Genomic DNA, 24,728 nt, shown 5'->3' on the forward strand with positions numbered 1-24,728 from the left:
TCCTAGTAAATTAAACGACCAATTGGATTAAGTAACTTACTTAAACCTTTGTTAAAGTGTAGTGCACTGCTGACAACTGTGTAGCATAAACAACCCTCTTTCGTCGTTGGGGTATGTTGATGACGACCATCTAACCACATAAAATCACCAGCAACATAATCGCCGTCTTCATCACTAAATTCACCATCAAGTAATAGGGTCAACTCAAAGCCGGTGTGGGTGTGCTCTGGGATCTCGCCACCAGCATCGATATGCAATAAGCTCGAGCGCAGCGTGCCATCTTCAAGACTGATGCGAGAACGTGATAATTTTCCCATTTGCATAAATTTACTGTGCGGAATGCGTGCAAGCGCCCGTGGTAATTGGTAGCTATACTGCTTAGTGATCGCAATCGTTTGCGGCTTCACTTGATAAACTTCATCTACCTCATCATTGGCTGTGATTGCTGCCAATAATGACATCGCATCAACACTCAGCTCTTCATCATCAAACAAGTCAGGTTGAGCAAAGATTGCGTCTGCATTTTGTGCCTCTAGGCGCTTAACCTCGGCTTGGCAACATTCACACATTTCGACATGAATGGCCACGGCAACACTCAGGCTTGCTGGCAGTGACGCATTACAATACTGCGCTAATAACGCATCGCTTGGGTGATGTTTAATCATGGCGGTCTCCCATTTCATTGCGTAATTTTTGTAACGCTAAACGTAAACGTGATTTAACAGTGCCAACAGGAATATTTAACTGCTCTGCTAGTTGCTCCTGCGACATATCTTGAAAGTACACCCCTTTAACTACATCCCGTTGTGCTTGAGGTAGTTTATCCAAGTAATTTTTTATTTGTTGGCTTTCAAGGTGATCGCTAAACTCGTAGTCTGAGTTGGCGTGTTGTTCAAGCAACGGCCAAATATCTTCACTGATCTGCTCTTCTTTATTACTTTTCATTTTTCTAAGCATATCAAATGAGGCATTTCTCATTACGGTATAAACCCACGTGGTTGCGGCACCTTTATCGTTATTGTACAGATGCGCTTTACGCCATACCGAGGTCAGCGTTTCTTGCACAAGCTCCATCGCTTGCGCATCAGAATTAAATTGTTTAATACCAAAACGTTTAATTTTTGGCGAAAAATAAGCAAATAAATAAGCAAACGCTTGTTTATCACGCTTAACGGCGACGGCCGATAAAGCATCAGCGAGCTCTTTGCTCGGCGTTTCTGGCATGGCAGTATAGTTACCTGTGTTAGGTTCACAACGTGTTGCTGGTTGTTGACTTACCATCTTAATATTCCTCTTAGTTTTCTTACAGGTGCAATACGCTGCAACATTACCGAGGGATCATATTAATTAGGAAAATTCGTTATTGATCACAGTATGGAGGAAAGAGTGAATATTCGCAAAGTCAGATTTAAAGGCAAGTTGTTGTTTTTTATCAATTGAGATAGGCAAGAGCTCAAGCCACCGGGCAACAACCCAATTAAGCTCATCAAACTGAGTTTTACGGTATAAATCGTTTAATTGCGGATTACCAGCAAACAACTGCTGTAAAGCCGTTTGTAAGCATCTATCTTGATCTGCTAATTGGCGAGGCTGTTGAAACCAAAAAGTGCTTTGCGTTGCCGTTAACTGACCATAGCGTAGTTGTTGTTTATTTTGACTGACATCGCTAATTTCAACCACCGATTTAGCGACTACATCAATCAATAGTTGCCCATGCTCATCTTGTGAAAAGTCAATAATATCAACTAAACAGCCGTACTGAGGAACATTGAGATAACTATCAACATCGTATTGACACAGTACAAATCCTTGCTCGGTTTTTAATGATTCTTTGACCATCTCAAGATAGCGAGATTCAAAAATACGTAACCGCGTATACCCGCTAGGGAGAATAAACACCGGTAATGGAAAGATTGCACGTTTCATAAGGCTTACTACATCAGTTTAACTATGCATTACGTTACGTGCACCGCAGCGAATAAGATCAACGTGACTGATTATTACTTATCTATGCCCCAATTACCCTAAGTTTAACCACTGCCCCACATTACGCAGTAATTCAACTGACGCATAGGCACTTAACAGGCTCACTACTGGCGCTAACATTAAAGCTAATAATCCAAGTTCGCTGCTCATTGTCTTATCCCTCAACATTCGAAGCATTGCTAGTTGCAACCAGCTGTGGTGTGTTTACAACGACACTCGCTTCAACTAGTTGCTCGCTTTGCAGAGAAAGTAACTCGTTTAACATTTTTTGCGAATCGCTAAACACTGATTCTTTTAATTTACTTTGTAATTCATTACTCGTACTTTCAATGTAATCTGCAATGTTATTTGCAAGTGTTTGAGTAATGTCTAATTGACCGTCATTTGCACTTGCTTGTGTAGAACCAACAACCAAAAGTGCTGCAACAGATAGTTTGATAATGCTTTTCATAATGGTATTCCTTATTGTGTTAGTAAGTTAGTCGATATTACTTAATCAAAGGTTGTGCCAAGTGAAAAATAAATTTTAATACATTGAATTATAAAGATATTGTTAATTTAACTTTAAGTTCAGGTTCAGAATTGAATTTTTTGACCAATAAGTTTGGTCAAATTAGCTAATATTTAGGCTGTTTTTGGTGTTGATAATTTCAGCGTACACTTGTACACTGAAATCAATTTTTACTATCTATGAGTACACTATGAGTGTTGTACCTGCTTATTCTGCAAAAGAAGAGCAACTAAATGCGCTTTCACACGGGGCTGGAGTCATTTTTTCAATCTATGTGTTGTGGGAGCTGCTTACAAAATCGCAAAGTTCTGCGCATATGATCAGTGCTGTAATATATGGTGCCAGCTTATTTTTACTGTTTTTATCGTCCACGCTTTATCACAGCAGTATTAATCTACGCGCACGGGCTATTTATAAAAAATGTGACCACTGTGCTATTTATATATTAATTGCAGGTACTTACACCCCATTTTTAGTACTGTCACTGACTGGGCTATGGTCAATTTTACCCTTAATATTTATATGGTCTCTTGCGCTCGGTGGTGTGTGCTACAAACTATGTGTAAAAAATCAAAACAAAAAAGTGTCGCTAGCGACGTATTTATTAATGGGCTGGTTTGCGGTGGCGATTATTTACCCACTGTATTTAAATGTACCGGTAAGTGCACTGTGGTGGTTACTCGCAGGCGGTATTTTATATAGCCTAGGAACACTGTTTTACAGTGCTAAACAACGCCAGTTTAGCCATGCTATCTGGCATGTTTTTGTTATTGCTGGCTGTATTTGTCATTATGTAGCGATTAGTAATTATATTTATTAAGTTACTGCCAACTATAAATGCGCATATTAACTCGGCCATTTTTAAAGATGATCCCCTCGCTTTGCAGTAATTGATATTGTTTAAGGTATTGAGGGGAACCTTCAGGAAACGATATTTTACCTTGGCTATTGATCACTCTATGCCAGGGAATAACTGAATCTTTAGGCATCAATTTTAGCAATCGCCCCACCAAACGCGCATTACTTGCAAGACCTGCCATCGCAGCAACTTGACCATAACTGGCAACGCAGCCAAGGGGAATATTCGCCATCACAGTATAAATTTTATCTTCTTTGCTTACTTCGTTATCATTCATTTAAAAATTGTTCACTTGCTTGCTTAAAACCCTGCCAGATCGCACGTGCAACTGGCCCGTGATGTACAGAATACTGTCTAAACACTCTAATTTGAGCACTAAATGTATGCTCTCTATCAAGTATTTCAACACGTTGTAATAGCCCTGAGTCAATCTCAGTTTGGCAATGAGCTAAGCTTATCATCGCCCAACCGGCGCCTGAAACTAAAAATGATTTTAACGTGGCTATATCGTCTATTTTCATTATTGCGGAGCCTTTTGCATACGATAGCCGCTCTGAGTCAAAACTCATCTCGCTTTCAAACATAGCTAAACATGGGTAATGCTGCAGCTGCTGATAATTAAGTTGTTTTGGCATTAAGTTGTTCGCACATACCAGACCAATATCGAGCTTACCAATTGGCATGCTCTCTAAGTCACCTGTGGCATGAAATAAATCAAACCACGGACCTATCCCTAAATCGGCTTGTGCTTTATTGACTTGCTCAAGCGCAGCAAAGCGCTTTCCACTGCTTACGCTAAACTCTGTGCTTTGATACTGGGTAAAAGCATCACAAATAATATCGTTATACTTTGGCGCATGGCACAGTTGTTCGTAACAAATTTTAAAGTTAGCTTCATTACCAAGTGCTAATTCATTGGCTAACTGCGTTAAATGAGATTGCGCGCTGAGCAACAGTTGTGCTTCACGATGAAATAGCCGACCTTTTTCAGTAAGGGCTAACCGATATTGATTGCGATCGAGCAATGCAAAACCAATTTCTGTTTCAAGTTTTTTGATTGCTAACGTCAACGCAGGTTGCGATTTATGTAATTCGCTTGCCGCTTTTGAAAGGCTTTGGGTACGCACAATAGCATCAAGCATTTTTAATTGGACAAGGTTCATATCGTACTCTCGCGCATCTTCATAACTTTTATTTATGATCTTTTTAAGATTTAATAATTTTTATTTTATATGTTTGCGGCGTATGCTGCACTCAATTTATGTGTTCATAACCACGGAGAAGACCATGAAACTGTCGCCAGTTTTAATCATAACAACATTAATGCTGAGTTTAGTCGCCTGCAAGGAAGCAAATACTGACGCAGAGGTAGCAGAACCTACCCGCCCAGTAAAATTATTTGCCATAGATACCAATTCAGACGAGACAATTCGTAGCTTCCCTGCGGAAGTGGTAGCAAATCAAGGCTCTTATTTGGCCTTTAGGGTCAATGGTGAGTTATTAAAGTTCCCTGCCCTGTCAGGTCAACATGTTGAAAAAGATCAATTGCTTGCTAAGCTCGACCCGGAAGATTTTCAACTACAATATGAAGAGCGCAAAGCACGTTTTGAATTAGCACAATCACAACTTGAACGCGTTGCAACCCTATTTGATAAAGCTATCACTAGCCAATCAGAGCTTGATCAAGCACTCGCTAATAAACAGGTGGCAGAATCAGCCTTAAAAATAGCTAAAACTAACTTAGATAACAGTGAATTACGCGCACCTTTTAGTGGCACAGTAGCGAAAGTATTTGTTAAAAACTATGAAAATATTCAAGCCAAGCAAAATATACTGCGCCTTGAAACACGTGATTTAATGGATGTTATTATCCAAGTGCCAGAAAAGCTCATTGCTCGTATAGACAAAGATGCAAACTATCAGCCAAGCGTTGTGTTTGACGGTTTTCCAAACAAATCGTACACATTAACAATCAAAGAATTCGATACTCAAGCAGATCCTGCCACGCTCACTTACAAGGTGGTTTTTTCATTACCAGTACCTGAGGATTTTAATTTACTCGCGGGTATGACGGGGCGTGTCGATATTGATTTGAGCAAAATAACCCATTCCCAATCGCGGTATATTTTGCTGCCTGTGGAAGCGGTGTTTTCTGAACTAACTGAGTCTGCAAATAACAGCTATGTTTGGGTATATGATCCACAAACTGGCAAAGTGCATAAACAAGCCGTTACAGTAGGTCAATTGCACCGTAGTGGTATTGAAGTACTCTCCGGTATTCAACAAGGGCAAACAGTGGTTGCCGCTGGCGTGCACTATTTAGCAGAAGGGATGCAAGTTCGTCCGTGGCAAAAAGAGCGAGGCTTATAACAATGAGTTTTGCAGAAATTGCCATAAAACAAAAAGTGGTTAGCTGGATGTTTGCACTGCTGTTGTTAGTAGGTGGCGCAGTGTCTTATTTTGGCCTTGGACAACTTGAAGATCCTGAGTTCACACTAAAAAAAGCCATGGTGATCACCTTGTACCCTGGTGCATCACCTCAGCAAGTGGAAGAAGAAGTTACCTTCCCGATAGAAAATGCAATTCAACAATTACCCTATGTAGATTACGTAACCAGTATTTCATCCCCTGGTAAATCCCAGATCACCGTTGAAATGAAAAGCACTTATCGCAAACAAGACTTGCGGCAAATTTGGGATGAATTACGTCGCAAAATTAACGATAACGCTGCGGCACTACCAAGCGGCGTTTACCCAAGTACCATTATGGATGACTTTGCTGATGTGTATGGGGTTATGTATGCCGTCACTGGCGATGGTTACTCATATGATGAATTAAAAGATTACGTGGATTACTTAAAACGTGAGCTCGTGCTTGTCGACGGTGTCAGTAAAGTGATGGTCAGTGGCGAGCAACAAGCTCAAGTAATGGTGGAAATATCAACCCGTAAACTTGCCCAGCTGGGCATTGCCCCAGATAGAATTTATCAATTATTACAATCACAAAACACGGTGTCGAATGCGGGTAAAGTGCGTGTAGGCGATGAATCAATCAGGCTGCACCCAACCGGGGAGTTTAAAGACGTAAAAGAGCTGGAAAACCTATTGATCTCAAAACCCGCTGCCAGTGAGCTGATTTATTTAGGTGATGTGGCAACGGTATACCGTGAATACGCAGAAGTGCCAAATAATGTAATGCGCTTTAATCAACAGCAAGCATTAATGGTGGGGGTATCTTTTAGCACTGGCGTTAATGTTGTTGATGTTGGCGACAACATACACGCGCATTTAGCATCCCTTGAATACCAGCGCCCCCATGGTATGGAAATAAACACTGTTTATAATCAGCCTATTGAAGTCGAAAAATCAGTCAATGGGTTTATTGTTAGCCTGCTTGAAGCCGTAGCGATTGTGATCATTGTGCTGCTCGTATTTATGGGCTTTAAAAGCGGTGTACTGATCGGCGCAATTTTATTACTTACGGTGCTCGGTACCTTCATATTCATGAAGTTGTTTGCCATAGATTTGCAGCGGATCTCGTTAGGTGCACTGATCATCGCCTTAGGTATGCTGGTTGATAACGCCATCGTAGTCACTGAAGGCATATTAATAAACTTAAAACGTGGGCAAACAAAAGTCCAAGCCGCAACAAATATTGTTCAGCAAACAAAGTGGCCTTTGCTTGGCGCAACCGTAATAGCTATCACCGCATTTGCGCCAATTGGTTTGAGCTCTGATGCCAGCGGGGAGTTTGCGGGGAGTTTATTTTGGGTGTTATTTATCTCGTTATTACTGAGCTGGATCACGGCAATTACCCTCACCCCATTTTTTGCTGATTTAATGTTTAAAGAAGCAGAGCTCAAACAGCAAAGTCACGATGAAGATCCATATCAAGGCGTGATATTTAACTGCTATAAAAGCTTGTTAAGCACCGCAATGCACTTTCGCAAAACCACGCTATTGCTGATGGTAGTGCTACTTGTCAGCTCAGTGTTTGGTTTTAAGTTTATTAAACAAGCATTTTTTCCAGCTTCTAACACGCCCATGTTTTATGTCGATTATTGGCACACGCAAGGCGCTGATATTCATGCCACTTTAGATGGCGTTGCCAAACTCGAAGCCTTTTTGCAAAAAGATGAATTAGTAGAAGAAGTTACCTCAACAATAGGGCAAGGCGCGCCACGCTTTATGTTGACCTATGCGCCAGAAAAATCATACCCAGCGTACGGCCAATTAATTATAAGGGTAAAAGACCGTGAAGCCGTTGCGACCATGATTGCCAAAGTACGAGACTATGAACATAGCCACGTGTTTGATGCCAAGCTTAAAATAAAGCGTATGGAAATTGGCCCCTCTACCGATGCAAAAATAGAAGCCCGTTTTTCGGGAGCGGATCCAGTGGTGCTTCGCCAATTAGCAAAACAAGCCAAACAAGTCTTTAGCCAAGATGCTGGAGCGTATAATATTCGTGATGATTGGCGCGAACGCTCAAAGCTGATCCGCCCACAATTGAATGAGCAAAAAGCGAGACGCTTAGGCATCGCTAAGACAGACTTAGATCAACTGTTACTAACCAGTTTATCGGGGAAAAAAGTGGGTGTTTATAAAGATGGCACCCAACAATTACCGATCATTGCCCGCTCCCCTGCTGAAGAACGCTTAAACGTCGAAAGTCTGCGCGACTTACAGATATACAGCCCAGTATTAGGTGTATTTGTGCCAGTCACACAAGTGGTTGATGATTTTGTGGTGGAGTGGGAAGACAGCTTAATTATGCGCCGCGACCGTAAACGTACAATTACTGTTATGGCTGACCACGATGTGATCGGTGATGAAACACCGGCAAAACTATTTGCCCGAGTCAGAGCAGGAGTTGAAGCGATCAAACTTCCTCATGGTTACGAGCTACAATGGGGTGGCGAATTTGAATCATCAACTAAAGCGCAAAAAGCTATTTTTGGTTCTTTACCGCTAGGCTATTTAGCCATGTTTGCTATTACTGTGCTGTTATTTAACTCTGTTAAAAAGCCATTAGTGATTTGGGCCACCGTACCACTTGCCATTATTGGTGTAAGTGCTGGTCTACTGTTAATGAATGCAGCATTTAGCTTTATGGCACTGCTCGGCTTGCTGAGTTTAAGTGGCATGCTTATTAAGAATGGTATTGTCTTAGTGGACCAAATAAACCTCGAACTCAGTGAAGGTAAAGCCCCCTACCAAGCGGTATTTGACTCTGGGGTCAGCCGTGTACGCCCTGTTGCCATGGCGGCAATCACCACTATTTTAGGGATGATCCCCTTACTATTTGATGTGTTCTTCCAATCTATGGCGGTAACCATCATGTTTGGTTTAGGTTTTGCCACTATACTAACGCTGATTGTTGTGCCAGTGCTTTATACCGTACTGTTTAAAATTAAGGTGCCGAAAAAGGCCTAGAGTAACAAACACCTCAAGTAACAGCCGTTACTTGAGGTCAACACACGCTGGTTATTTTGTTATCGAAAATAGGTTGATAGACCCCCAATTAGCAACAAATATTGCGCTTATATAAAAAACCGCTATTACTGTAGTAACGAAATATAAAAAGTAAGCCTAACTTAAAAATGCAACAGAGCTTAAACATCGCACGAGTTGAAAAACATTTTACTCGCTACATTGCCGACATACCCTACTTGTACTTCAACAAGCACGGGGATGGATTAATTGGCATTGCTTTTCATATCGCCAATAAAACCGAATTTGCAAAATTAAACTTACGGAATAAACATACCAAACAACTTGCTGGCAGGGATGAAAAAACAGCAGAATTTATCCGTAGCAGTCGTTTACCTAAAGGCTATGCAGTGAACTTTTATGAACCCTTTGGTGAGCTCTATTTACCTCATAGCGAATCACTTAAGTTACTGTCAAACCGTGTTAGTGCACTCATTACTGAGCTGCAAGACAGCTATAAAAAACCCGCGTTTAAGCAGTTACCCTTAGCAGTACAACTTAGCTTATTAGATATGACATACGAGCTAAAACAGCAATCGCTTGCCGACACATACCCTGACTTTCACACCGCAATAAAACAGCAAGACTGGTTACTGGCAAGCGAACATTGCCATCGTGAACACATCAGCAAAGCACGTAATAATAAAATTAAAAGCTTATTAAAAAACGCCGAGGCGCCGAATAAAAACTGGCTCTATAGCCTTAAAAACTGGTTATTACAGTTACTATAAATGATAAAAAATATGTTCGCTGCAATACCGTTACTTTTTCAGGCTTAATGTCCCTGTTCGGGTCGTGGAGTTTCTTCTGGTCGGCTTGCTACTCGGTTGGCCATGTTTAGACTCAAAACGGCCTTGTTTAACATGCTTAGCAAAATCACGCTTTTTGTCATCTTCTTTACGTACAGAGCGCTCTTGTAAAGGTTTGCTGGTTTTAGCTGCTTGTTTGTTTTCATCCACCGACAACTCTTCGGTTTTGCCTGAATCGGCAATCGAGTTATTAATTTCAGCCATTTCTTGCTCGGTTAAATGACGCCACTGCCCTACTTTTAAACCTTTTAGCGTAACATTCATAATACGGGTACGTTTTAGCGTCACCACTTCGTAACCAAGGTATTCACACATTCTACGAATTTGCCGGTTCAAACCTTGGGTAAGAATAATAGTGAATTGCTGGGCACCGGTTTGCGTCACCTTACATTTTTTGGTCACTGTATCTAGAATTGGAATGCCGTTTGCCATTTTATTTACAAACTGTCGATTTAGGGGTTTATCTACCGTCACTACATATTCTTTTTCGTGGTTATTACCAGCACGAAGAATTTTATTAACGATATCGCCTTCGTTAGTTAGAAATATTAACCCTTCTGAGGGACGATCTAAGCGGCCAATTGGGAAAATACGATCTGGGTAGTTAACCGCTTTAACAATATTACTTTGAATTTTACGTTCTGTAGTACAGGTTATGCCAACAGGTTTATTGTAGGCAATGTATGCACGCTTAGGGACTTTTTTAAGTGCGTTACCATCGATCAAAACTACATCACTGCTTGCAACCTTCACACCCATTTCAGGGCGTTGGCCGTTGACAGTTACACGACCATCTTCAATATATTTATCCGCTTCGCGCCGTGAACAAAAACCGGTGTCACTAATAAATTTATTTAATCGTTTTAACTCTGTCATAGGTCACTTCAGCTTTAATTTAAAGCCGCTAGTTTAAACTAGCCATAAAAATATTGCGCCCCCTTTTCCTTAATTTTTAACCATTGACGTGAAATTGCGTGCATCACGACAATCTTCGCCACAAGGCTTCAAGTGGCCCATCGTTGTAGTAACGCGGATAAATTGCACAAACGAGTATTTGCAGTAAAACCAACCCAGTTACAAGTAACCAATAATCCAGTAGATTGAAGCTAAGTACCCACTCAGGAAAAATAACTTTAAACAATACGAACAGCATCACGGACTGACTAATATAGAGACTCAACGCCAATCGCCCTGCAGTTTGTAGTACTGGCACAGAGGCGGCTTTATTTGCACACAATTTAACTATTAGCTGAATATAGAGCAAGGCTGTAAATAGCGCTGCGAGCCAATTAACCGGCTCTTGTAGAGCATAACTTAACGGGCTGTACTGCCACTGTAACAGCAACCGAAACAGACTTAATAACAGCGCAGCAGCAGTAATAAAAACACACGATTGTGTTGCAAAACCACTCACAAACAGCCCTTGCTTATACAGATAAATACCAATTAGCATTAAGCCCGCCGCCATCCATAAGGTTACGAGTGGCAAGGCAATTAACATCAGCACAAACATAAGCACATTGTTAATAAACAACGTCGAGAAAGTTGCATGTAATGCCTGATAGCTATCAATAAAAGTATCTGCATCACGGCTTATTACATAACTAGGTTCAAGTAACGAAATAAGGAAGGTTATTGTTGCGCCTAGCAGTAGAAATTGCACGCCACGTTTTAATATCAGTGTCGCATCGGCGGTTAAATATTTAGCCGCTAACCACCCTGCGCAAGCATAGATCAGTAGAATATCTCCAGCCCACAGTAAAAAACCATGCAACAGGCCAAGAACAGCCAGTATTTTTAAACGTTTAATGAGCTTTTCGTGACTTTGCCAGCGCTGCCATTGAATATATAAACCGGCACCAAACAGTAAACAGAATAAGCTTCGAAAGCGGCCATCAATAAAAATAAGGCTGAAGCATTGAATAATATGATCAGAGAGTGGTGGATTAGTTAATGGTACATAACCAAATTCAAACAAACCAAAGAAATAGGCGTTCATGTACATTAAACCAAGCACAGCAACGCCGCGAATAATATCCATATTGTGATTGCGCATTAATAGCTCAACTATATTAATTGTACTGGTGAGTGTTTGACCAGTCTAACGCATCTCGATAAAGTTTGGGTAATAAATCACTGTTTATATTAATGAATACAACTGCTTGTTCCATTGCCCACCAACTGCCAGATTCATACGCTTTTACTGTTTCAAGAATATAATATAAAGTGTTTTTTTCTTGCATTAAGGCGGCTTTGATTGGCTCTGGGAACGGTAAACGGGTGAGCAGCTGCTCCATTGTTCTATCTAAAATCGCATCTAACAGTGAAAATAAGCCCGTTAAGAAAGCACTGTTGGCTTGTGTAGGCGCGACTCTTTTTGCAATTAATTCACAAAACCGAGCACGGATAATACACATTTTTATTAATTCACTAGGTTTGCTTTGCGCAACATGTGCAGTAATAATCAGACTAACAAACTTTTTAATATGATCATGACCTAAGTACACCAATGCCTGTTTCAGTGACTCGATTTCTTTCTGAACAGGAAATACCCCACTGTTGATCAACCTCAATAACTTAAATGCGAGCGCCGTATCTAATTGAAACAATCGTGCAATTGCATTGATATCAGGGTGATCTTTCATAACTTGTGCATAGATGGTCAAGGCTAATGCATAGTTTATATCAATGTCTTTTTGTTGGATGACTAGCGGTTTTGCAAAAAAATAGCCCTGAAAATAATCAAAGCCCATACTGTGCGCTGTTTTAAAATCATCAATAGTTTCGACTTTTTCAGCTAACAATTTTAATTTATTGTGTTTTCTTAGTCTTTTTATCAGTGGCGCTATTTGCTGTAATGGGGTTATTTGAATATCAAACTTAATTAATTTAACCAGTTTTAAAAACCTTTCCCATTTTGGCTGATACACAAAATCATCAAGTGCTAAGACAAAGTTTTTATGAAACAGCGCACGACATAACTGGTAGTTTTCCTCAGTTGGTTCGATTGTTTCTAACAGTTCTAACACCACATCTTGCGACGGCAGAAATGCACACAAATCCATTTTCAACGAATCGGGGCCAATATTAATCAATGCTTTTTTGCCGGATGTTATATGACGGGTACCAAAATTGAGCTGATTTTCCATAATCAGCTTGGCAGTCGCGACACTTTCTTCAATATCAGGAAAGTAATTCGCCGTGCTGTTACGAAACAATAACTCGTAGGCAACAACATGCTGGCGACGATTAAAAATTGCCTGGCGCGCAACAAATACTTGCACTAATTCACCCTTAAACTCAGTTATTGATCATTGCCTAGAACAAAACCAATACTAAGTAACTAATATACAATGTTATTGCAATGCATTATAGCTAGTATGATGATAAATAGCAGTATTAATTATAAAGTTTACCTAAATAATCCTTGGCCACTTGCGACCATGTAAAACGAGCCGCTTTTGCATTGCTGACAATTTTATCCCATTGTTTGGGCTGTTCTCGTCTCACTGTTAGCGCATTTTCAAAACAGCTTACCAGTGCTTCACTTTGCATTTGTAAGGTGTCACCACTGAAACTAAAGCCATTTTCCAGATCGGTGATGGTGTCGTTCAAGCCGCCAACTTGGTGTACTAAACACGGTTGCCCTGCCCGCATAGCCAGCATTTGGCTGATGCCACACGGCTCAAAAGAACTCGGCATCAAGAACAAGTCCCCTAATGCATACAGTAAATCACCAACATTGTTACCATAACCTTTTAAAAATAATAGATTATTATTACGTGCCATCGCAGCAGTCATGGTGTTTTCAAGTGTTGGATCACCAGAGCCTAAAATAATCATTCGCCCTTGCTGATGCTTTAGCTTTTGGCAAAGTTCATCAAGTACTTGATGATTTTGGTAGGGTTGACGCAGTAATAAAGCTTTTTGATCGGTAAGCCGTCCTACACTTGTCACTAAAGGCCCTGTAACGGATTGCTTAATAAATTGTAGTAACCGCTGATGAGCAATATAATAACTGCTTTGTAAATTAGCTTGTTTAGCCATCCAGCTAAACAGTGCCGTTTCTATTTGTAAATAAAGCTCTGACAGCGTGCTATTTAACTGCTCTTCGTGTGTTGGGTATTCACAGCCATTTAATATACCAACAATTTTATTATTGGCATTGGCATGCTGTAAATCTTGCTCTAGACCCTCACCACCAAAATAACCATTATGCGGCTGACTGGCTTGCAATACTTCTTTCGCGTAACTTGATGATACTAAGTGGATTTTATCGACTAAATTAATTGCACTGCGCATCGGATTAAAGCAGTGCGGGTAACGCGGATCGCACAGTAACTCACCGTTATAGCTTAACGAAGGAAACCACGCCTCTAGGCTTGAATCATCGCCCTTAAATGGTCGTATCCCTTGTAGCGCAATATTGTGCACCGTATAAACGGTGCGTAAAGAAGAAAAAGATGCAAAACGGTGGTCAAATTTTAATAACACCGCCACACACGCACTGTGCCAATCATGTAAATGCAATACATCAGGGCGCATGATCACACCTTGTAACAGTGCTTCACACACGCTTGCATTAAATAACGCAAACTTAGTCGCATCGGTAGCAAACGGCCGATCACCATCATCATTGCAGTACACGGCGCCATTGTGTTGGCTAAACAATGAATGCGATAACACTATTTGCCTAACTTGCTGTTGCCCTACATACACTTGCCACACTTGAACCACATGGATACTGCCTGCAAATGGTACATTGAGGGTGCCCAATTGTATCCGCTCTAAGGCACTAAAACCATAATCAGGGATCACCACATCGACTGTTAAGCCTTGCTCTACCAGAGCTTTTGGACAGTCCCTTAGTACATCAGCAACGCCCCCGACCTTGGCATTTGGTAAAGCGTCATTTTCGGCCGCAACCATTAATACATGCATCTTTTTCTTATTTCCTACTACTTAAGCTAACTGTTTACTCTCACGATCGAGACGTTCAAGCTTTTTTGAAAGCTCGGTGAGCATTTCTCTGGTTACTAACACTATGCCCTTTTTAGATACTCTAAAGCCATTTTCTTCATCTGCTTTACGGTCAAAGCCAATTTCAACACCGGCTGGCACTTCACAACCGCGGTCAATAATAGCACGGCGAATACGGCAATTACGTTGAATAATCGCACCCGGTAATATCACTGACTCTTCAATGACACAGTATGAGCGAATATGTACATTAGAGAACAATAACGATTTTCTCACCACTGAGCCCGAAATAATACACCCCCCCGACACCGTTGAATCAACGGCCATACCGCGTCTGTCGTCATTGTCAAAAATAAACTTCGCGGGCGGCAGTTGCTCCTGATAAGTCCAAATTGGCCATGTTGGGTCATATAAATCTAACTGTGGCTCTGGCATTACCAGTTCCATGTTTGCTTCCCAAAATGAATCAAGGGTGCCTACATCACGCCAATAAGGTTGTCCTTCATGGCCGGGATCGCGAAATGGGAAAGCAAATACATTATGCTCTTCAATAATTGCCGGAATTATATCATGGCCAAAATCACGGCCTGAGCCTTCATTTTCAGCGTCTTTTTTCAACTGCTCAAATAAAAACTCGGTATTAAACACATAATTACCCATTGATGCTAAGCATGTTCCCGGTTTGCCTGGAATAGAACTGGGCATTTTGGGTTTCTCATCAAAACGTTTCACCCGTTTGGCTTCGTCTACAGTCATTACACCAAACGTGTCGGCTGCTTCTTCGCACGGTACTTCGATACAACACACCGTCATATCGGCGCCAGTTTCTACATGTTTGGCTAATAAGCCACCGTAATCCATACGATAGACATGATCGCCGGATAAAATCATCACATATTTTGGCAGTTCATGGCGGATGATATCCATGTTTTGAAAAACGGCATCGGCTGTCCCGCAATACCAATCGTCGCCGTAGCGTTGTGATGCTGGTAAAATTTCAACAGACTCGCCCAACTCTTTTTTAAAGTGGCCCCAGGCGCGATTAACATGGCGAATTAACGAGTGAGACTTATATTGAGTGGCGATCCCGACACGACGAATACCTGAATTAATACAGTTTGATAGCGGGAAATCGATAATACGATGTTTACCACCAAAATAAACCGCCGGTTTTGCCCGCCAATTGGTTAATTCATGTAAACGCGATCCTCGCCCCCCTGCTAAAATGAGTGCATAGGTTTCTCGTGTCAGACTACTTATGTAGCGATTTGCATAACTTGGCATAATTTATCTCCGTATTAATCTGTGCTATTAGTGGCTGTGTCGGCCATTTTAGATGTTGTTAATGCTTGTAAATGCCAAATATCATCACTGTATTGGCCAATCGTTCTATCACTTGAAAAAACGCCACTGGCTGCGGTATTTAAAATACTCATTTTCGTCCAGTGTTGTTGATCTTGGTAGGCGTGTTCAACAGCCCGTTGTGCTTGTACAAAACTGTCAAAATCATGGGCAACTAACCAAGGGTCGTGAGGACTTTTGATTGCGCCAATAATGTCGTCAAATAAACCGGGTTCAAATAGGTTAAAGTGACCGCTTTCCAGTAACTGCATCACATTGAGTAAGTCAGGCGTGGTATGAATAATATGCAATGGGTTGTAGCTTTGTTTTATGCCCTCCACTTGCTCAGCTTGTGCGCCGAATAAAAAGAAATTATCAGCGCCAACGGCATCGCGAATTTCTATATTGGCACCATCTAAAGTGCCAATCGTCAGCGCGCCATTCATCATAAACTTCATGTTACCGGTGCCCGAAGCTTCTTTACCCGCGGTTGAAATTTGCTCTGATAAGTCCGTTGCAGGACAAATCGTTTCCATTGCTGTGACATTATAATTGGGTAAAAACGCGACTCTTAAGAACGGCCGTGCCAACGGATCTTTATTGATCACATCTGCCACGTTATTAATAAGCTTAATGATGCGTTTTGCCATGTAATAGCCAGGTGCCGCTTTGCCACCTAATAGCACACAGCGCGGTACCAAATTGTCGGTGTCACCGTGACGAATACGATCATATAAATGAATAACATGCAGCACATTTAACAATTGGCGTTTGTATTCGTGAATGCGTTTTACTTGCACATCGAATAACATGCTGGTATCAAATTCGACGCCGCAACGCGCTTTCACTAAGTCCACTAAACGCTGTTTATTTTCAAGCTTAACCTGTTGCCATTGCTTGTGAAATTTAACGTCATCGTAATAACGACGTAATTGACTAATTTGTGCAAAATCACCGACCCAATCTTGACCTATTTTTTCCCCAATCAACTGAGTAAGTTTTGGATTACAGTGTGCTATCCAACGGCGCGGCGTGACGCCATTGGTTTTATTGTTGAATTTTTCAGGCCACAGCTCATAGAAGGTTTTAAATAAACCCTCTTTAAGTAATTCAGTGTGCAGTGCAGCAACGCCGTTTACCGAAAAACTGCCGACAATGGCTAAATACGCCATTCTTACTTGTGGATCTTGGCCTTCTTCGATTAGCGATAAGGCTTGTTGCTTTGCAACATCACCTGGCCATGCCAAGGCAACTTGCGCCAGAAAACGCGCGTTGATCTCATAAATGATTTCTAAAATACGCGGTAATAACCGTGCAAATAACGACACTGACCATTTTTCTAAGGCTTCAGGGAGTAATGTGTGATTAGTGTACGCCATGGTGGTTGTGGTGATCTGCCATGCTGCATCCCAATCTAAGTCATAATCATCAATCAGTAAGCGCATTAATTCAGCAACCGCGATGCTAGGATGAGTATCGTTGAGTTGAAAAACATGAAATTCAGCAAACTCGCTAAAGTCTTCACCATGTCGGGAGACCCACACAGCAACAATATCTTGCAAACTTGCTGACGATAAAAAGTATTGCTGTCTGAGGCGTAATTCTTTGCCATTTTCACTGCTATCATTTGGATAAAGCACCATGGTAATTTGTTCAGCAAGGTTTTTATGTGCCACAGCCTCAGAGTAGCTACCGGCATTAAATTCACCTAAATCAAACTCATCCGTGGCTTCTGATTTCCAAAGCCGTAGCGTATTCACAATGTCATTTTTATAGCCTGGTATTGGCACATCATAAGGTACAGCCAATACATCTTCAGTGTCTAACCATTGACGATGAACGCGGCCGTGCTTATCGGTATAGCTTTCAACATGGCCAAAAAACTTAACTCGCTTGGCTTGCTCTGGCGCACTAAGCTCCCATGGGTGTCCTTCACGTAACCAATTATCAGGCTGCTCTATTTGATGACCATTTTCAATGGATTGATTAAACATGCCGTATTCATAACGAATACCATAACCCGTAACGGGTAATGCTAGGCTTGCACAACTGTCTAAAAAGCAAGCTGCTAAGCGCCCTAAACCACCGTTACCAAGCCCAGCATCGTGCTCTGCATCTGCAACATCTTCTATTTGAGCACAATAATTATTGAGCGCCTGTTTAACTTGCTCATCTAAATCTAAATTTAAAATAGCATTACCCAGTGCGCGGCCCATTAAAAACTCCAGTGATATATACGCTGCTTTGCGGCGCTTTTCACTGTGTATTTGCTGCTTTGTTGCACGACATCGGGCGACTAATCGATCGCGAATAGTCAGCGCTAAGGCGTTATATAAATACAGTTGCGATTTTCCGACTTTATCGCGGCCAAGGGTATAATAGAAATGGCGAGATAAATCATCTTCAAGCGTACTTTCATCGATTAAAGGGGCATCTTGCCAGCTTTTTGCAACACATATTTGTTCACCGTTATTAGCCATGTCCTTGATCCTCTAAATTGCCTGTAAAAACCCAACTGCTTTGTGCAGCAACCTCAAACTGTTCTTGATCCTTAAACTCTGCTTGCGCAACACTGCTGAGCGCTAAACGCCACCCTGGCGAGCTATCAAGCGCCGGTAATTGGCACTTAACCGCCACATTACTGGCGTTTAAAATAATCAGTAACGCGGTATTTAACTGCGTGTCTGTTAAGCTATACATCAAAAATTGTTTCGAACCATCATGCCAATCACTTTCTTGCATCGCTTTACTTTGCTCGGTATACCAATCAACGGCAAAACGTTTATCGCTATCATGTAAAAATACACTGTGTTTAAATACACAATGCTGCTTTCTGATGCTTAATACATCGTCAATAAAACGGGTTAGGCTGTGGCTGCGTTGTGAGTCTTTCCATGCCAGCCAACCAGTGCGGTTATTTTGGCAATAAGCGTTATTATTGCCTCCTTGCGAATGCCCCATTTCGCTGCCAGAAGACAGCATGGGCACCCCTTTCGAAAGCAATAAGGTTAGTAACAAGTTTTTTTGCTGTTGCAAACGCAAGGCGGTAATTTTTGCATCATCGGTAAAGCCTTCAAAGCCGCAGTTAAATGAATAATTAGCGCTATGACCATCACGGTTGTGTTCGCCATTTGCTTCATTATGCTTTTGTTCGTAGCTGACCAAGTCGGTTAATGTGAAACCGTCATGGCTGGTAATAAAATTAATGCTATTTAGTGGCCCTCGGTGATTATGATCAAACAAATCAAATGAGCCATGTAAGCGTTTTGCAAGCTCAGCCAACATATTCTGTTGGCCTTGCCAAAAACGCCGAACAACATCGCGGTATTTGTCATTCCATTCGCGCCACGGAGCAGGGAAAGCACCAAGCTGATAGCCACCTGGGCCGATATCCCACGGCTCTGCGATGAGCTTTACTTGGCTTAAGATGGGATCTTGATTAATGGCTTGTAAAAAACTATGAGTTTGGCTAAAACCATGTGCAGTGCGTCCTAAAATAGTGGCAAGGTCGAACCTAAAACCATCCACGCCCATTATTTCAACCCAATAACGCAGGCTATCAAGGACCATTTTCAAACTAAATGGATCGTCAATATTTAAGGTATTACCGCAGCCGGTATCGTTAATATACACCGCAGGATCATCTTTCACAGTACGGTAGTAACCAGAATTATTTAAACCACGCCAAGACAAAATTGCACCATCACTGCCAGCCTCAGCGGTATGGTTGTAAACCACATCCAAAATAACTTCGATACCTGCTTCATGTAATTTAGTGACCATTTGTTGAAATTCAGCTATTTCATCCGTCACTAAGTAATCTTTATGTGGGGTGAAAAAGTTTAACGTATTGTAACCCCAGTAGTTTTGCAGGCCTTTAGCGGTTAAAAACTGTTCACTAATAAAACTATGCACTGGTAACAGCTCTAACGTAGTGATACCAAGTGAGTGTAAATGCTCGATAAAACACGGGTGACTCAAGCCTAAGTATGTACCTTGTAACTGGGCGGGAATACTCGGATGACGTGCTGTTGCGCCTTTTACGTGGCATTCGTAAATAACCGTTTTAGCCCAGCTATGAGCGGGTTTTTGACCTTGATAAGGCAGCAACTGAGCGACTCTAGATTTAGGAATATCAATGGCGTTATTCACTGTACTTAAAGTGCCAATTGGCATTTGCCCATAGTGGCGCTCACTCCATGTAAATTCACCAAACAAGTCTTTTGCATAAGGGTCAATTAACAATTTTTGACTATTAAAAAACAGTCCTTTTTTCGGTTGGTATTCACCTTCAGCGCGATAGCCGTATAAAGTACCCACAGCAAGCGGCGCGATATGCAAACTCCATATGCCACCTTCATTATTCTTCATTGCCAATTTTAAAACTTCAGTGTGGCCACTGCTATCAAATAAACACACATACAACTGTTTAGCCAAGGGTGCATAGACAGCAAAATTAACGCCGTCTGCTAGTACGCTCGCACCAAGTGGTGAGACATAGCCTTTATTTAATTCTATTGATAGACCCATCAGGCACCTTTTTTAAGTAAACGGTCGCAAGCGCTGGTAATGAGATCTTGATACTGTGTTGCAGGCCATGACTTGCTATTGGTTGACTTGAGATTGTTTTATTAGCTTGAGCAAATACACGCACGCCAGAGCCAAACAGTTGCTCATCATCAGTATTTAAAATTACTTCAAACTCACCAGCCGTTGGCACACCAATGCAATAGTCATGATGAACAGTTGGCGTTAAATTGCTGATCACAACCACATAATTGCTGGCTTTTTTAGCAAAACGAATAAAACTAAAAATACTCTGTTGGGCATTGTGGTTATCTATCCAACTAAAACCAGCAGGATCGGTGTCCAACTGATGCAGCGCACCTTCAGAACGGTAAATGTTATTGAGCAAGGTAATCGTTCGCTGCACACCTTGATGAGAGATATGTTCAAGCAAATGCCAATCAATTGACTGGTCGTGATCCCATTCATTTCGTTGTGCTATTTCACTGCCCATAAACAGCAGCTTTTTCCCCGGATGCGCCCACATAAATGCATAGTAAGCGCGTAAATTTGCAAATTTTTGCCAATCATCACCCGGCATTTTTTCAATCAGAGAACCTTTACCATGCACTACTTCATCATGGCTTAATGGCAAAATATAGTTTTCACTGTAGGCATACACCATCGAAAACGTTAATTCGTGATGATGATGTTGGCGATATAAAGGGTCACGTTGCATATAATGTAAACTGTCATTCATCCAGCCCATATTCCACTTATAACCAAACCCTAAACCATTATGATCGACTTGGCGTGTAACTCCAGGCCACGCCGTAGATTCTTCAGCAACCATCATAATGCCAGGGTTATTGGCATAACTTCGTAAGTTAACTTGTTTTAAGCATTCAATTGCACCAAGGTTTTCACGGCCGCCATATTTATTAGGGATCCACTGTCCATCTTCACGGCTATAATCAAGGTATAACATGGATGCCACAGCATCGACACGTAAGCCGTCAATGGCAAACTCTTCTAGCCAATACATGGCATTTGCCACTAAAAAACTGCGTACTTCTGGGCGGTCATAATTGTAAATGTAGGTGTTCCAATCAGGATGAAAACCTTGCCGCGCATCTGCATGCTCAAATAAATGTGTGCCATCAAAACGATGTAAGCCATGGGGATCGCTTGGAAAATGCCCAGGCACCCAATCGATCAATAAACCAATGTTTGCTAAGTGGCACTGCTCTACAAAATAGCGAAAATCCTCCAAACCACCAAAACGACTGGTTGCTGCAAATAAGCCAACTGGCTGATAGCCCCAAGAACCATCAAATGGAAATTCGCTGATCGGCATAAGTTGAATGTGGGTAAAACCATGTTCGGTTACATAGCTAATTAGCCGCTGTGCTAACTCTTGATAGTTTAAGTAACGATCTCCTACTTCGCGTTGCCAAGAGCCTAAATGCACTTCATAAATACTGATCGGCGCATCTACCGCATTGCGTTTTGTTCGTTGCGCGCGCATTGTATCAGTCAATTCAATCGCCGCTGGACGAGTTTGTAATACGGAAGCAGTGCCCGGAGCTTGTTGCATTTTAAAGGCAAATGGGTCTGCTTTTTCGAGCACTTCGCCACTGAGCGTCGTTATCGCAAACTTGTAACATTGCCCTTGTGCTAGCTCTGGAATAAATAGATCCCATACGCCTGAAGCAGGGTTAAAACGCATAAAATGCTGACTACGTTGCCAGTGGTTAAATTCACCGATCACCGAAACACTACTGGCATTGGGCGCCCAAACGCTAAAACGTACACCTTTAACAGCCGATAATTCAATAAAATGGGCGCCTAAATGACGATACGCATGTTCCAGCGTACCTTCGTTAAACAAGTACATTGCACTGTCATCTAGGCTGCTTTCAAACCGATAAACATCTTCACAAATAACCTGACAATCGCTGTAATCAACAACTAATTTGTAAGCCGAGATAGCATTGTTGTTCAGTTGTAAAATGAATAAATCAGAGTCAGGGTAACGCGTACAGGACAGCGTTTGCTTTGCCAGTTTTATACTTAGATTTGTTGCGCCTGGCATATAACAACGGATTTCACTGTGTGTATCCGAAATTGCATGTAACCCTAAAAAGCTAAATGGGTCTTTAAAGCAGCCACGTTTTAACGCATCCACTTGTTGATCATAGTGCTGTAATTTTGCCGCTTTACGAACAAGACTGTTCATTTAATTAGTCCTTATGGAATTAATAGCACTGAGGAATGCACTATGGCGCGTTAATATATGCTCACTTGAATGCGTTAATACCCGACGCCAATTCGGGTACTCTTGATCCGTGCCCGGAATATTTACTGGTAACGTTTGCTGATCTAAGTCATCTAACTGGATTGTAAATAACCGCGCAGGTGCACGCGCTAAGCCTAATATGACGGCTTGATAAACGTCTTCTGCAGCACTGTGTAGCGAAAATGAGTGCTCTGCACAACTTGAAAGAAAACGCAGTAAGCGCTGTTTTTCAATTTTTCGTTCTGCTTGCAGTTGCGTTAATTGCAGCTCGTCTAGCAACTTATATTCATGCTTTAAGGTAAGATCACGTCCTTGCCACCAACCAAAGAAAGGCGGTACATCGTGATTTGCAACCATCAATAATGATTGGCCAGGAAATGACTGCACGGTTAAAAACTCACCTTGAAAGTCTTTTTCAAAGTAAAATAAACTATTTGAAAAAATTGCTTTATCTGCAAGTGCAGTTTTCAGCTCTGGTGGAACCACACCAAGATCTTCACCAATGACAATACATTGATTTAAATGTGACTCAATGGTGAGTATGGCCAACAAATACTCAAAAGGGTAATAAACATAGCAACCATCTTGTTGCTGCTGGTTATCAAAACACCACCATAAGCGACGAATTGCCATAACGTGATCAATACGTAAGCCACCAACGTTCTCCATATTGGCATGTATTAGCGCTTTGTAGTAACTAAAATTGTTATCACTGAGTTTAATTGGATTAAGTGCGGGTAATCCCCAATTTTGCCCTTGCTCAGCCCATGGATCGGGTGGCGCTCCGATATAGGCCGAATCGGTAAATAATGACTGTTGGTTCAAAAACTCACTGCCGTCACCGGCACATCCTACCGCCAAATCGTTGATCAAACCTATGCTCATGCCATGCTCTCGGGCACTGGTTTGACACTGTTTTAATTGCACATGTGCTTGCCACTGTAAATAGTTAGCAAATTCAGTGTCATTGACCTCTAAAGTGGACAGTGTTGCTTCATGCTGCTGACAAAAATCGCCAAAATGCTGTTTGCGTTGTTCGCTGCCATGGTTTTTAAAATGCTGATACAACAATTTAAATGCAGCATACTTAAACTGATTTACTGCGCTGTAATCAATATAGTGTAAGTCGTGTGTACGCTGCTTAAACTCAGTTGCGACAGCGCTTTGTAAGTAGTGCTCAAGCGCAAGGTTATGTGTGCTGTCAGCGCATAAATCAATGGCTATATATAACGGATTCAATAACGCACGGCTATTGGGGCTGTAGGGGCTTGCTCGCTCTGGTTGCTGGCAAAATAATAAATGTAGCGGGTTTAATAAAATATAGTCCAACTTATGCTGTGCTGCTTGCTGCACCAGCGCTAATAAATCAGCAAAATCTCCCACACCTAGCTCAGCTTTATTTTTCAAACTATAAAGTTGAATAGACAATCCGCTTTGCTTTTTATCCGCGACTTGATAGCAATGCTTTGGCGTTACCCACAGTTGCGTTTGCTGTGTGGTATCAGCCACTTGGACATTCGCATCAAGATAGCCAATTGGCAAGGTGGGCAAAGGAAAAACAAGCTCGAGATAAGTGATTTCATTAAATACATAATCACCACAGCAATGTAGCTCAGCTAATGAGTGTGTGACACTAGGTAAATCAACAGCAGCAAAGGAAACAGTGCATTGCTGCGCTAACATACGTTTATCAACTCGCACTTTAACAGCTGGTTGCTCAGCACAAACTAAACTACAACTTGGCACCAGTTGTAGCCACTTATTCGCATCTAAGAGAATATTGAGGTGATCAATTTGTGCCGGATCAGTAACATCAACACCGCAGCAACTCAGTGCAGCACTGCGGGTTGCGTTACTAAAAACAACATGTTCGCCGTTATATTTAGTGTATTCATAGCCAATACCGTGTAGATAAAACAGCTGTGAAAGTGACTCCATTAACCGC

General features: G+C 41.6%; 19 protein-coding genes. 4 read left to right on the forward strand and 15 right to left on the reverse strand.

The window, feature by feature from the left end; translation table 11 throughout:
• Window positions 1–2: 2 nt before the first annotated feature.
• The 4 genes from ACMVDV_RS20090 to ACMVDV_RS20105 form a co-directional block, all read right to left on the reverse strand.
• On the reverse strand, window positions 3–665 hold the full coding sequence (locus tag ACMVDV_RS20090) for a ChrR family anti-sigma-E factor (protein WP_416159397.1): 663 nt from the start codon (window positions 663–665) through the stop codon (window positions 3–5).
• Window positions 658–1,281, reverse strand: a complete 624-nt coding sequence (locus tag ACMVDV_RS20095; RefSeq protein WP_416159398.1) for a sigma-70 family RNA polymerase sigma factor — start codon at window positions 1,279–1,281, stop codon at window positions 658–660. The genes ACMVDV_RS20090 and ACMVDV_RS20095 overlap by 8 nt, the downstream gene beginning before the upstream one ends.
• A 66-nt stretch (window positions 1,282–1,347) precedes the next feature.
• Window positions 1,348–1,926: an LON peptidase substrate-binding domain-containing protein gene (locus ACMVDV_RS20100; protein WP_304183736.1), complete on the reverse strand. Its 579-nt coding sequence runs from the start codon at window positions 1,924–1,926 to the stop codon at window positions 1,348–1,350.
• Between the two features lie 214 nt (window positions 1,927–2,140).
• Window positions 2,141–2,437: a hypothetical protein gene (locus ACMVDV_RS20105; RefSeq protein ID WP_416159399.1), complete on the reverse strand. Its 297-nt coding sequence runs from the start codon at window positions 2,435–2,437 to the stop codon at window positions 2,141–2,143.
• 250 nt (window positions 2,438–2,687) lie between these two features.
• Between ACMVDV_RS20105 and trhA the strand changes: the two genes are divergently transcribed.
• Window positions 2,688–3,317 (forward strand): PAQR family membrane homeostasis protein TrhA, encoded by a 630-nt coding sequence (gene trhA / locus ACMVDV_RS20110; RefSeq protein WP_304183739.1) that lies wholly within the window; start codon window positions 2,688–2,690, stop codon window positions 3,315–3,317.
• Window position 3,318: 1 nt separating this feature from the next.
• Here trhA and ACMVDV_RS20115 read toward each other — a convergent pair whose 3' ends face one another.
• Window positions 3,319–3,633: an MGMT family protein gene (locus ACMVDV_RS20115; RefSeq protein WP_416159400.1), complete on the reverse strand. Its 315-nt coding sequence runs from the start codon at window positions 3,631–3,633 to the stop codon at window positions 3,319–3,321.
• Window positions 3,626–4,519 (reverse strand): LysR family transcriptional regulator, encoded by an 894-nt coding sequence (locus tag ACMVDV_RS20120; protein ID WP_416159401.1) that lies wholly within the window; start codon window positions 4,517–4,519, stop codon window positions 3,626–3,628. Before ACMVDV_RS20120 ends, ACMVDV_RS20115 begins: the two co-directional genes overlap by 8 nt.
• 124 nt (window positions 4,520–4,643) lie before the next feature.
• On the opposite strand from ACMVDV_RS20120, the gene ACMVDV_RS20125 reads away from it, so the two are divergent.
• From ACMVDV_RS20125 to ACMVDV_RS20135, 3 genes are all read left to right on the forward strand, one after another.
• A complete protein-coding gene (locus ACMVDV_RS20125) occupies window positions 4,644–5,726 on the forward strand; it encodes an efflux RND transporter periplasmic adaptor subunit (RefSeq protein ID WP_416159402.1) in 1,083 nt (360 codons plus the stop codon).
• A 2-nt stretch (window positions 5,727–5,728) separates the two neighbouring features.
• On the forward strand, window positions 5,729–8,791 hold the full coding sequence (locus tag ACMVDV_RS20130; protein WP_416159403.1) for an efflux RND transporter permease subunit: 3,063 nt from the start codon (window positions 5,729–5,731) through the stop codon (window positions 8,789–8,791).
• Window positions 8,792–8,958: 167 nt separating this feature from the next.
• Window positions 8,959–9,579, forward strand: coding sequence for a hypothetical protein (locus tag ACMVDV_RS20135; protein ID WP_416159404.1), 621 nt, complete (start codon window positions 8,959–8,961; stop codon window positions 9,577–9,579).
• 30 nt (window positions 9,580–9,609) lie between these two features.
• On the opposite strand, the gene rluF is transcribed toward ACMVDV_RS20135, so the two are convergent.
• The 9 genes from rluF to malQ form a co-directional block, all read right to left on the reverse strand.
• On the reverse strand, window positions 9,610–10,533 hold the full coding sequence (gene rluF, locus ACMVDV_RS20140; protein ID WP_416159405.1) for a 23S rRNA pseudouridine(2604) synthase RluF: 924 nt from the start codon (window positions 10,531–10,533) through the stop codon (window positions 9,610–9,612).
• A gap of 103 nt (window positions 10,534–10,636) precedes the next feature.
• On the reverse strand, window positions 10,637–11,713 hold the full coding sequence (locus tag ACMVDV_RS20145) for a DUF418 domain-containing protein (RefSeq protein WP_416159406.1): 1,077 nt from the start codon (window positions 11,711–11,713) through the stop codon (window positions 10,637–10,639).
• A gap of 16 nt (window positions 11,714–11,729) precedes the next feature.
• Entirely contained in the window at window positions 11,730–12,941 is a 1,212-nt protein-coding gene (locus tag ACMVDV_RS20150; protein ID WP_304183750.1) for an EAL and HDOD domain-containing protein, read from the reverse strand.
• A gap of 115 nt (window positions 12,942–13,056) precedes the next feature.
• Window positions 13,057–14,598, reverse strand: a complete 1,542-nt coding sequence (locus ACMVDV_RS20155) for a glycogen synthase (protein WP_416159407.1) — start codon at window positions 14,596–14,598, stop codon at window positions 13,057–13,059.
• A 21-nt stretch (window positions 14,599–14,619) separates the two neighbouring features.
• Window positions 14,620–15,921, reverse strand: coding sequence for a glucose-1-phosphate adenylyltransferase (gene glgC, locus ACMVDV_RS20160; RefSeq protein ID WP_304183753.1), 1,302 nt, complete (start codon window positions 15,919–15,921; stop codon window positions 14,620–14,622).
• Window positions 15,922–15,935: 14 nt separating this feature from the next.
• Window positions 15,936–18,458, reverse strand: coding sequence for a glycogen/starch/alpha-glucan phosphorylase (locus ACMVDV_RS20165; protein WP_416159408.1), 2,523 nt, complete (start codon window positions 18,456–18,458; stop codon window positions 15,936–15,938).
• Window positions 18,451–20,508: a glycogen debranching protein GlgX gene (glgX, locus tag ACMVDV_RS20170; protein WP_416159409.1), complete on the reverse strand. Its 2,058-nt coding sequence runs from the start codon at window positions 20,506–20,508 to the stop codon at window positions 18,451–18,453. Before glgX ends, ACMVDV_RS20165 begins: the two co-directional genes overlap by 8 nt.
• Entirely contained in the window at window positions 20,483–22,723 is a 2,241-nt protein-coding gene (glgB, locus tag ACMVDV_RS20175; protein ID WP_416159410.1) for a 1,4-alpha-glucan branching protein GlgB, read from the reverse strand. The genes glgX and glgB overlap by 26 nt, the downstream gene beginning before the upstream one ends.
• Entirely contained in the window at window positions 22,724–24,721 is a 1,998-nt protein-coding gene (malQ, locus tag ACMVDV_RS20180) for a 4-alpha-glucanotransferase (RefSeq protein ID WP_416159411.1), read from the reverse strand.
• Window positions 24,722–24,728: the final 7 nt, after the last annotated feature.

It is taken from the genome of Pseudoalteromonas sp. ASV78 (genome assembly GCF_047806705.1).
Classification (GTDB): Bacteria; Pseudomonadota; Gammaproteobacteria; order Enterobacterales; family Alteromonadaceae; genus Pseudoalteromonas; species Pseudoalteromonas prydzensis_A.

Excerpts from the sequence above, each read along its gene's own strand:
- ACMVDV_RS20165 (WP_416159408.1), bottom strand. The coding sequence starts at position 18,458 with ATGGCTAATAACGGTGAACAAATATGTGTTGCAAAAAGCTGGCAAGAT.
- ACMVDV_RS20145 (WP_416159406.1), bottom strand. The coding sequence starts at position 11,713 with ATGCGCAATCACAATATGGATATTATTCGCGGCGTTGCTGTGCTTGGT.
- ACMVDV_RS20120 (WP_416159401.1), bottom strand. The coding sequence starts at position 4,519 with ATGAACCTTGTCCAATTAAAAATGCTTGATGCTATTGTGCGTACCCAA.
- ACMVDV_RS20095 (WP_416159398.1), bottom strand. The coding sequence starts at position 1,281 with ATGGTAAGTCAACAACCAGCAACACGTTGTGAACCTAACACAGGTAAC.
- ACMVDV_RS20135 (WP_416159404.1), top strand. The coding sequence starts at position 8,959 with ATGCAACAGAGCTTAAACATCGCACGAGTTGAAAAACATTTTACTCGC.
- ACMVDV_RS20125 (WP_416159402.1), top strand. The coding sequence starts at position 4,644 with ATGAAACTGTCGCCAGTTTTAATCATAACAACATTAATGCTGAGTTTA.
- ACMVDV_RS20115 (WP_416159400.1), bottom strand. The coding sequence starts at position 3,633 with ATGAATGATAACGAAGTAAGCAAAGAAGATAAAATTTATACTGTGATG.
- ACMVDV_RS20100 (WP_304183736.1), bottom strand. The coding sequence starts at position 1,926 with ATGAAACGTGCAATCTTTCCATTACCGGTGTTTATTCTCCCTAGCGGG.
- trhA (WP_304183739.1), top strand. The coding sequence starts at position 2,688 with ATGAGTGTTGTACCTGCTTATTCTGCAAAAGAAGAGCAACTAAATGCG.
- ACMVDV_RS20105 (WP_416159399.1), bottom strand. The coding sequence starts at position 2,437 with ATGAAAAGCATTATCAAACTATCTGTTGCAGCACTTTTGGTTGTTGGT.
- glgX (WP_416159409.1), bottom strand. The coding sequence starts at position 20,508 with ATGGGTCTATCAATAGAATTAAATAAAGGCTATGTCTCACCACTTGGT.
- ACMVDV_RS20090 (WP_416159397.1), bottom strand. The coding sequence starts at position 665 with ATGATTAAACATCACCCAAGCGATGCGTTATTAGCGCAGTATTGTAAT.
- ACMVDV_RS20130 (WP_416159403.1), top strand. The coding sequence starts at position 5,729 with ATGAGTTTTGCAGAAATTGCCATAAAACAAAAAGTGGTTAGCTGGATG.
- malQ (WP_416159411.1), bottom strand. The coding sequence starts at position 24,721 with ATGGAGTCACTTTCACAGCTGTTTTATCTACACGGTATTGGCTATGAA.
- rluF (WP_416159405.1), bottom strand. The coding sequence starts at position 10,533 with ATGACAGAGTTAAAACGATTAAATAAATTTATTAGTGACACCGGTTTT.
- glgC (WP_304183753.1), bottom strand. The coding sequence starts at position 15,921 with ATGCCAAGTTATGCAAATCGCTACATAAGTAGTCTGACACGAGAAACC.
- ACMVDV_RS20155 (WP_416159407.1), bottom strand. The coding sequence starts at position 14,598 with ATGCATGTATTAATGGTTGCGGCCGAAAATGACGCTTTACCAAATGCC.
- glgB (WP_416159410.1), bottom strand. The coding sequence starts at position 22,723 with ATGAACAGTCTTGTTCGTAAAGCGGCAAAATTACAGCACTATGATCAA.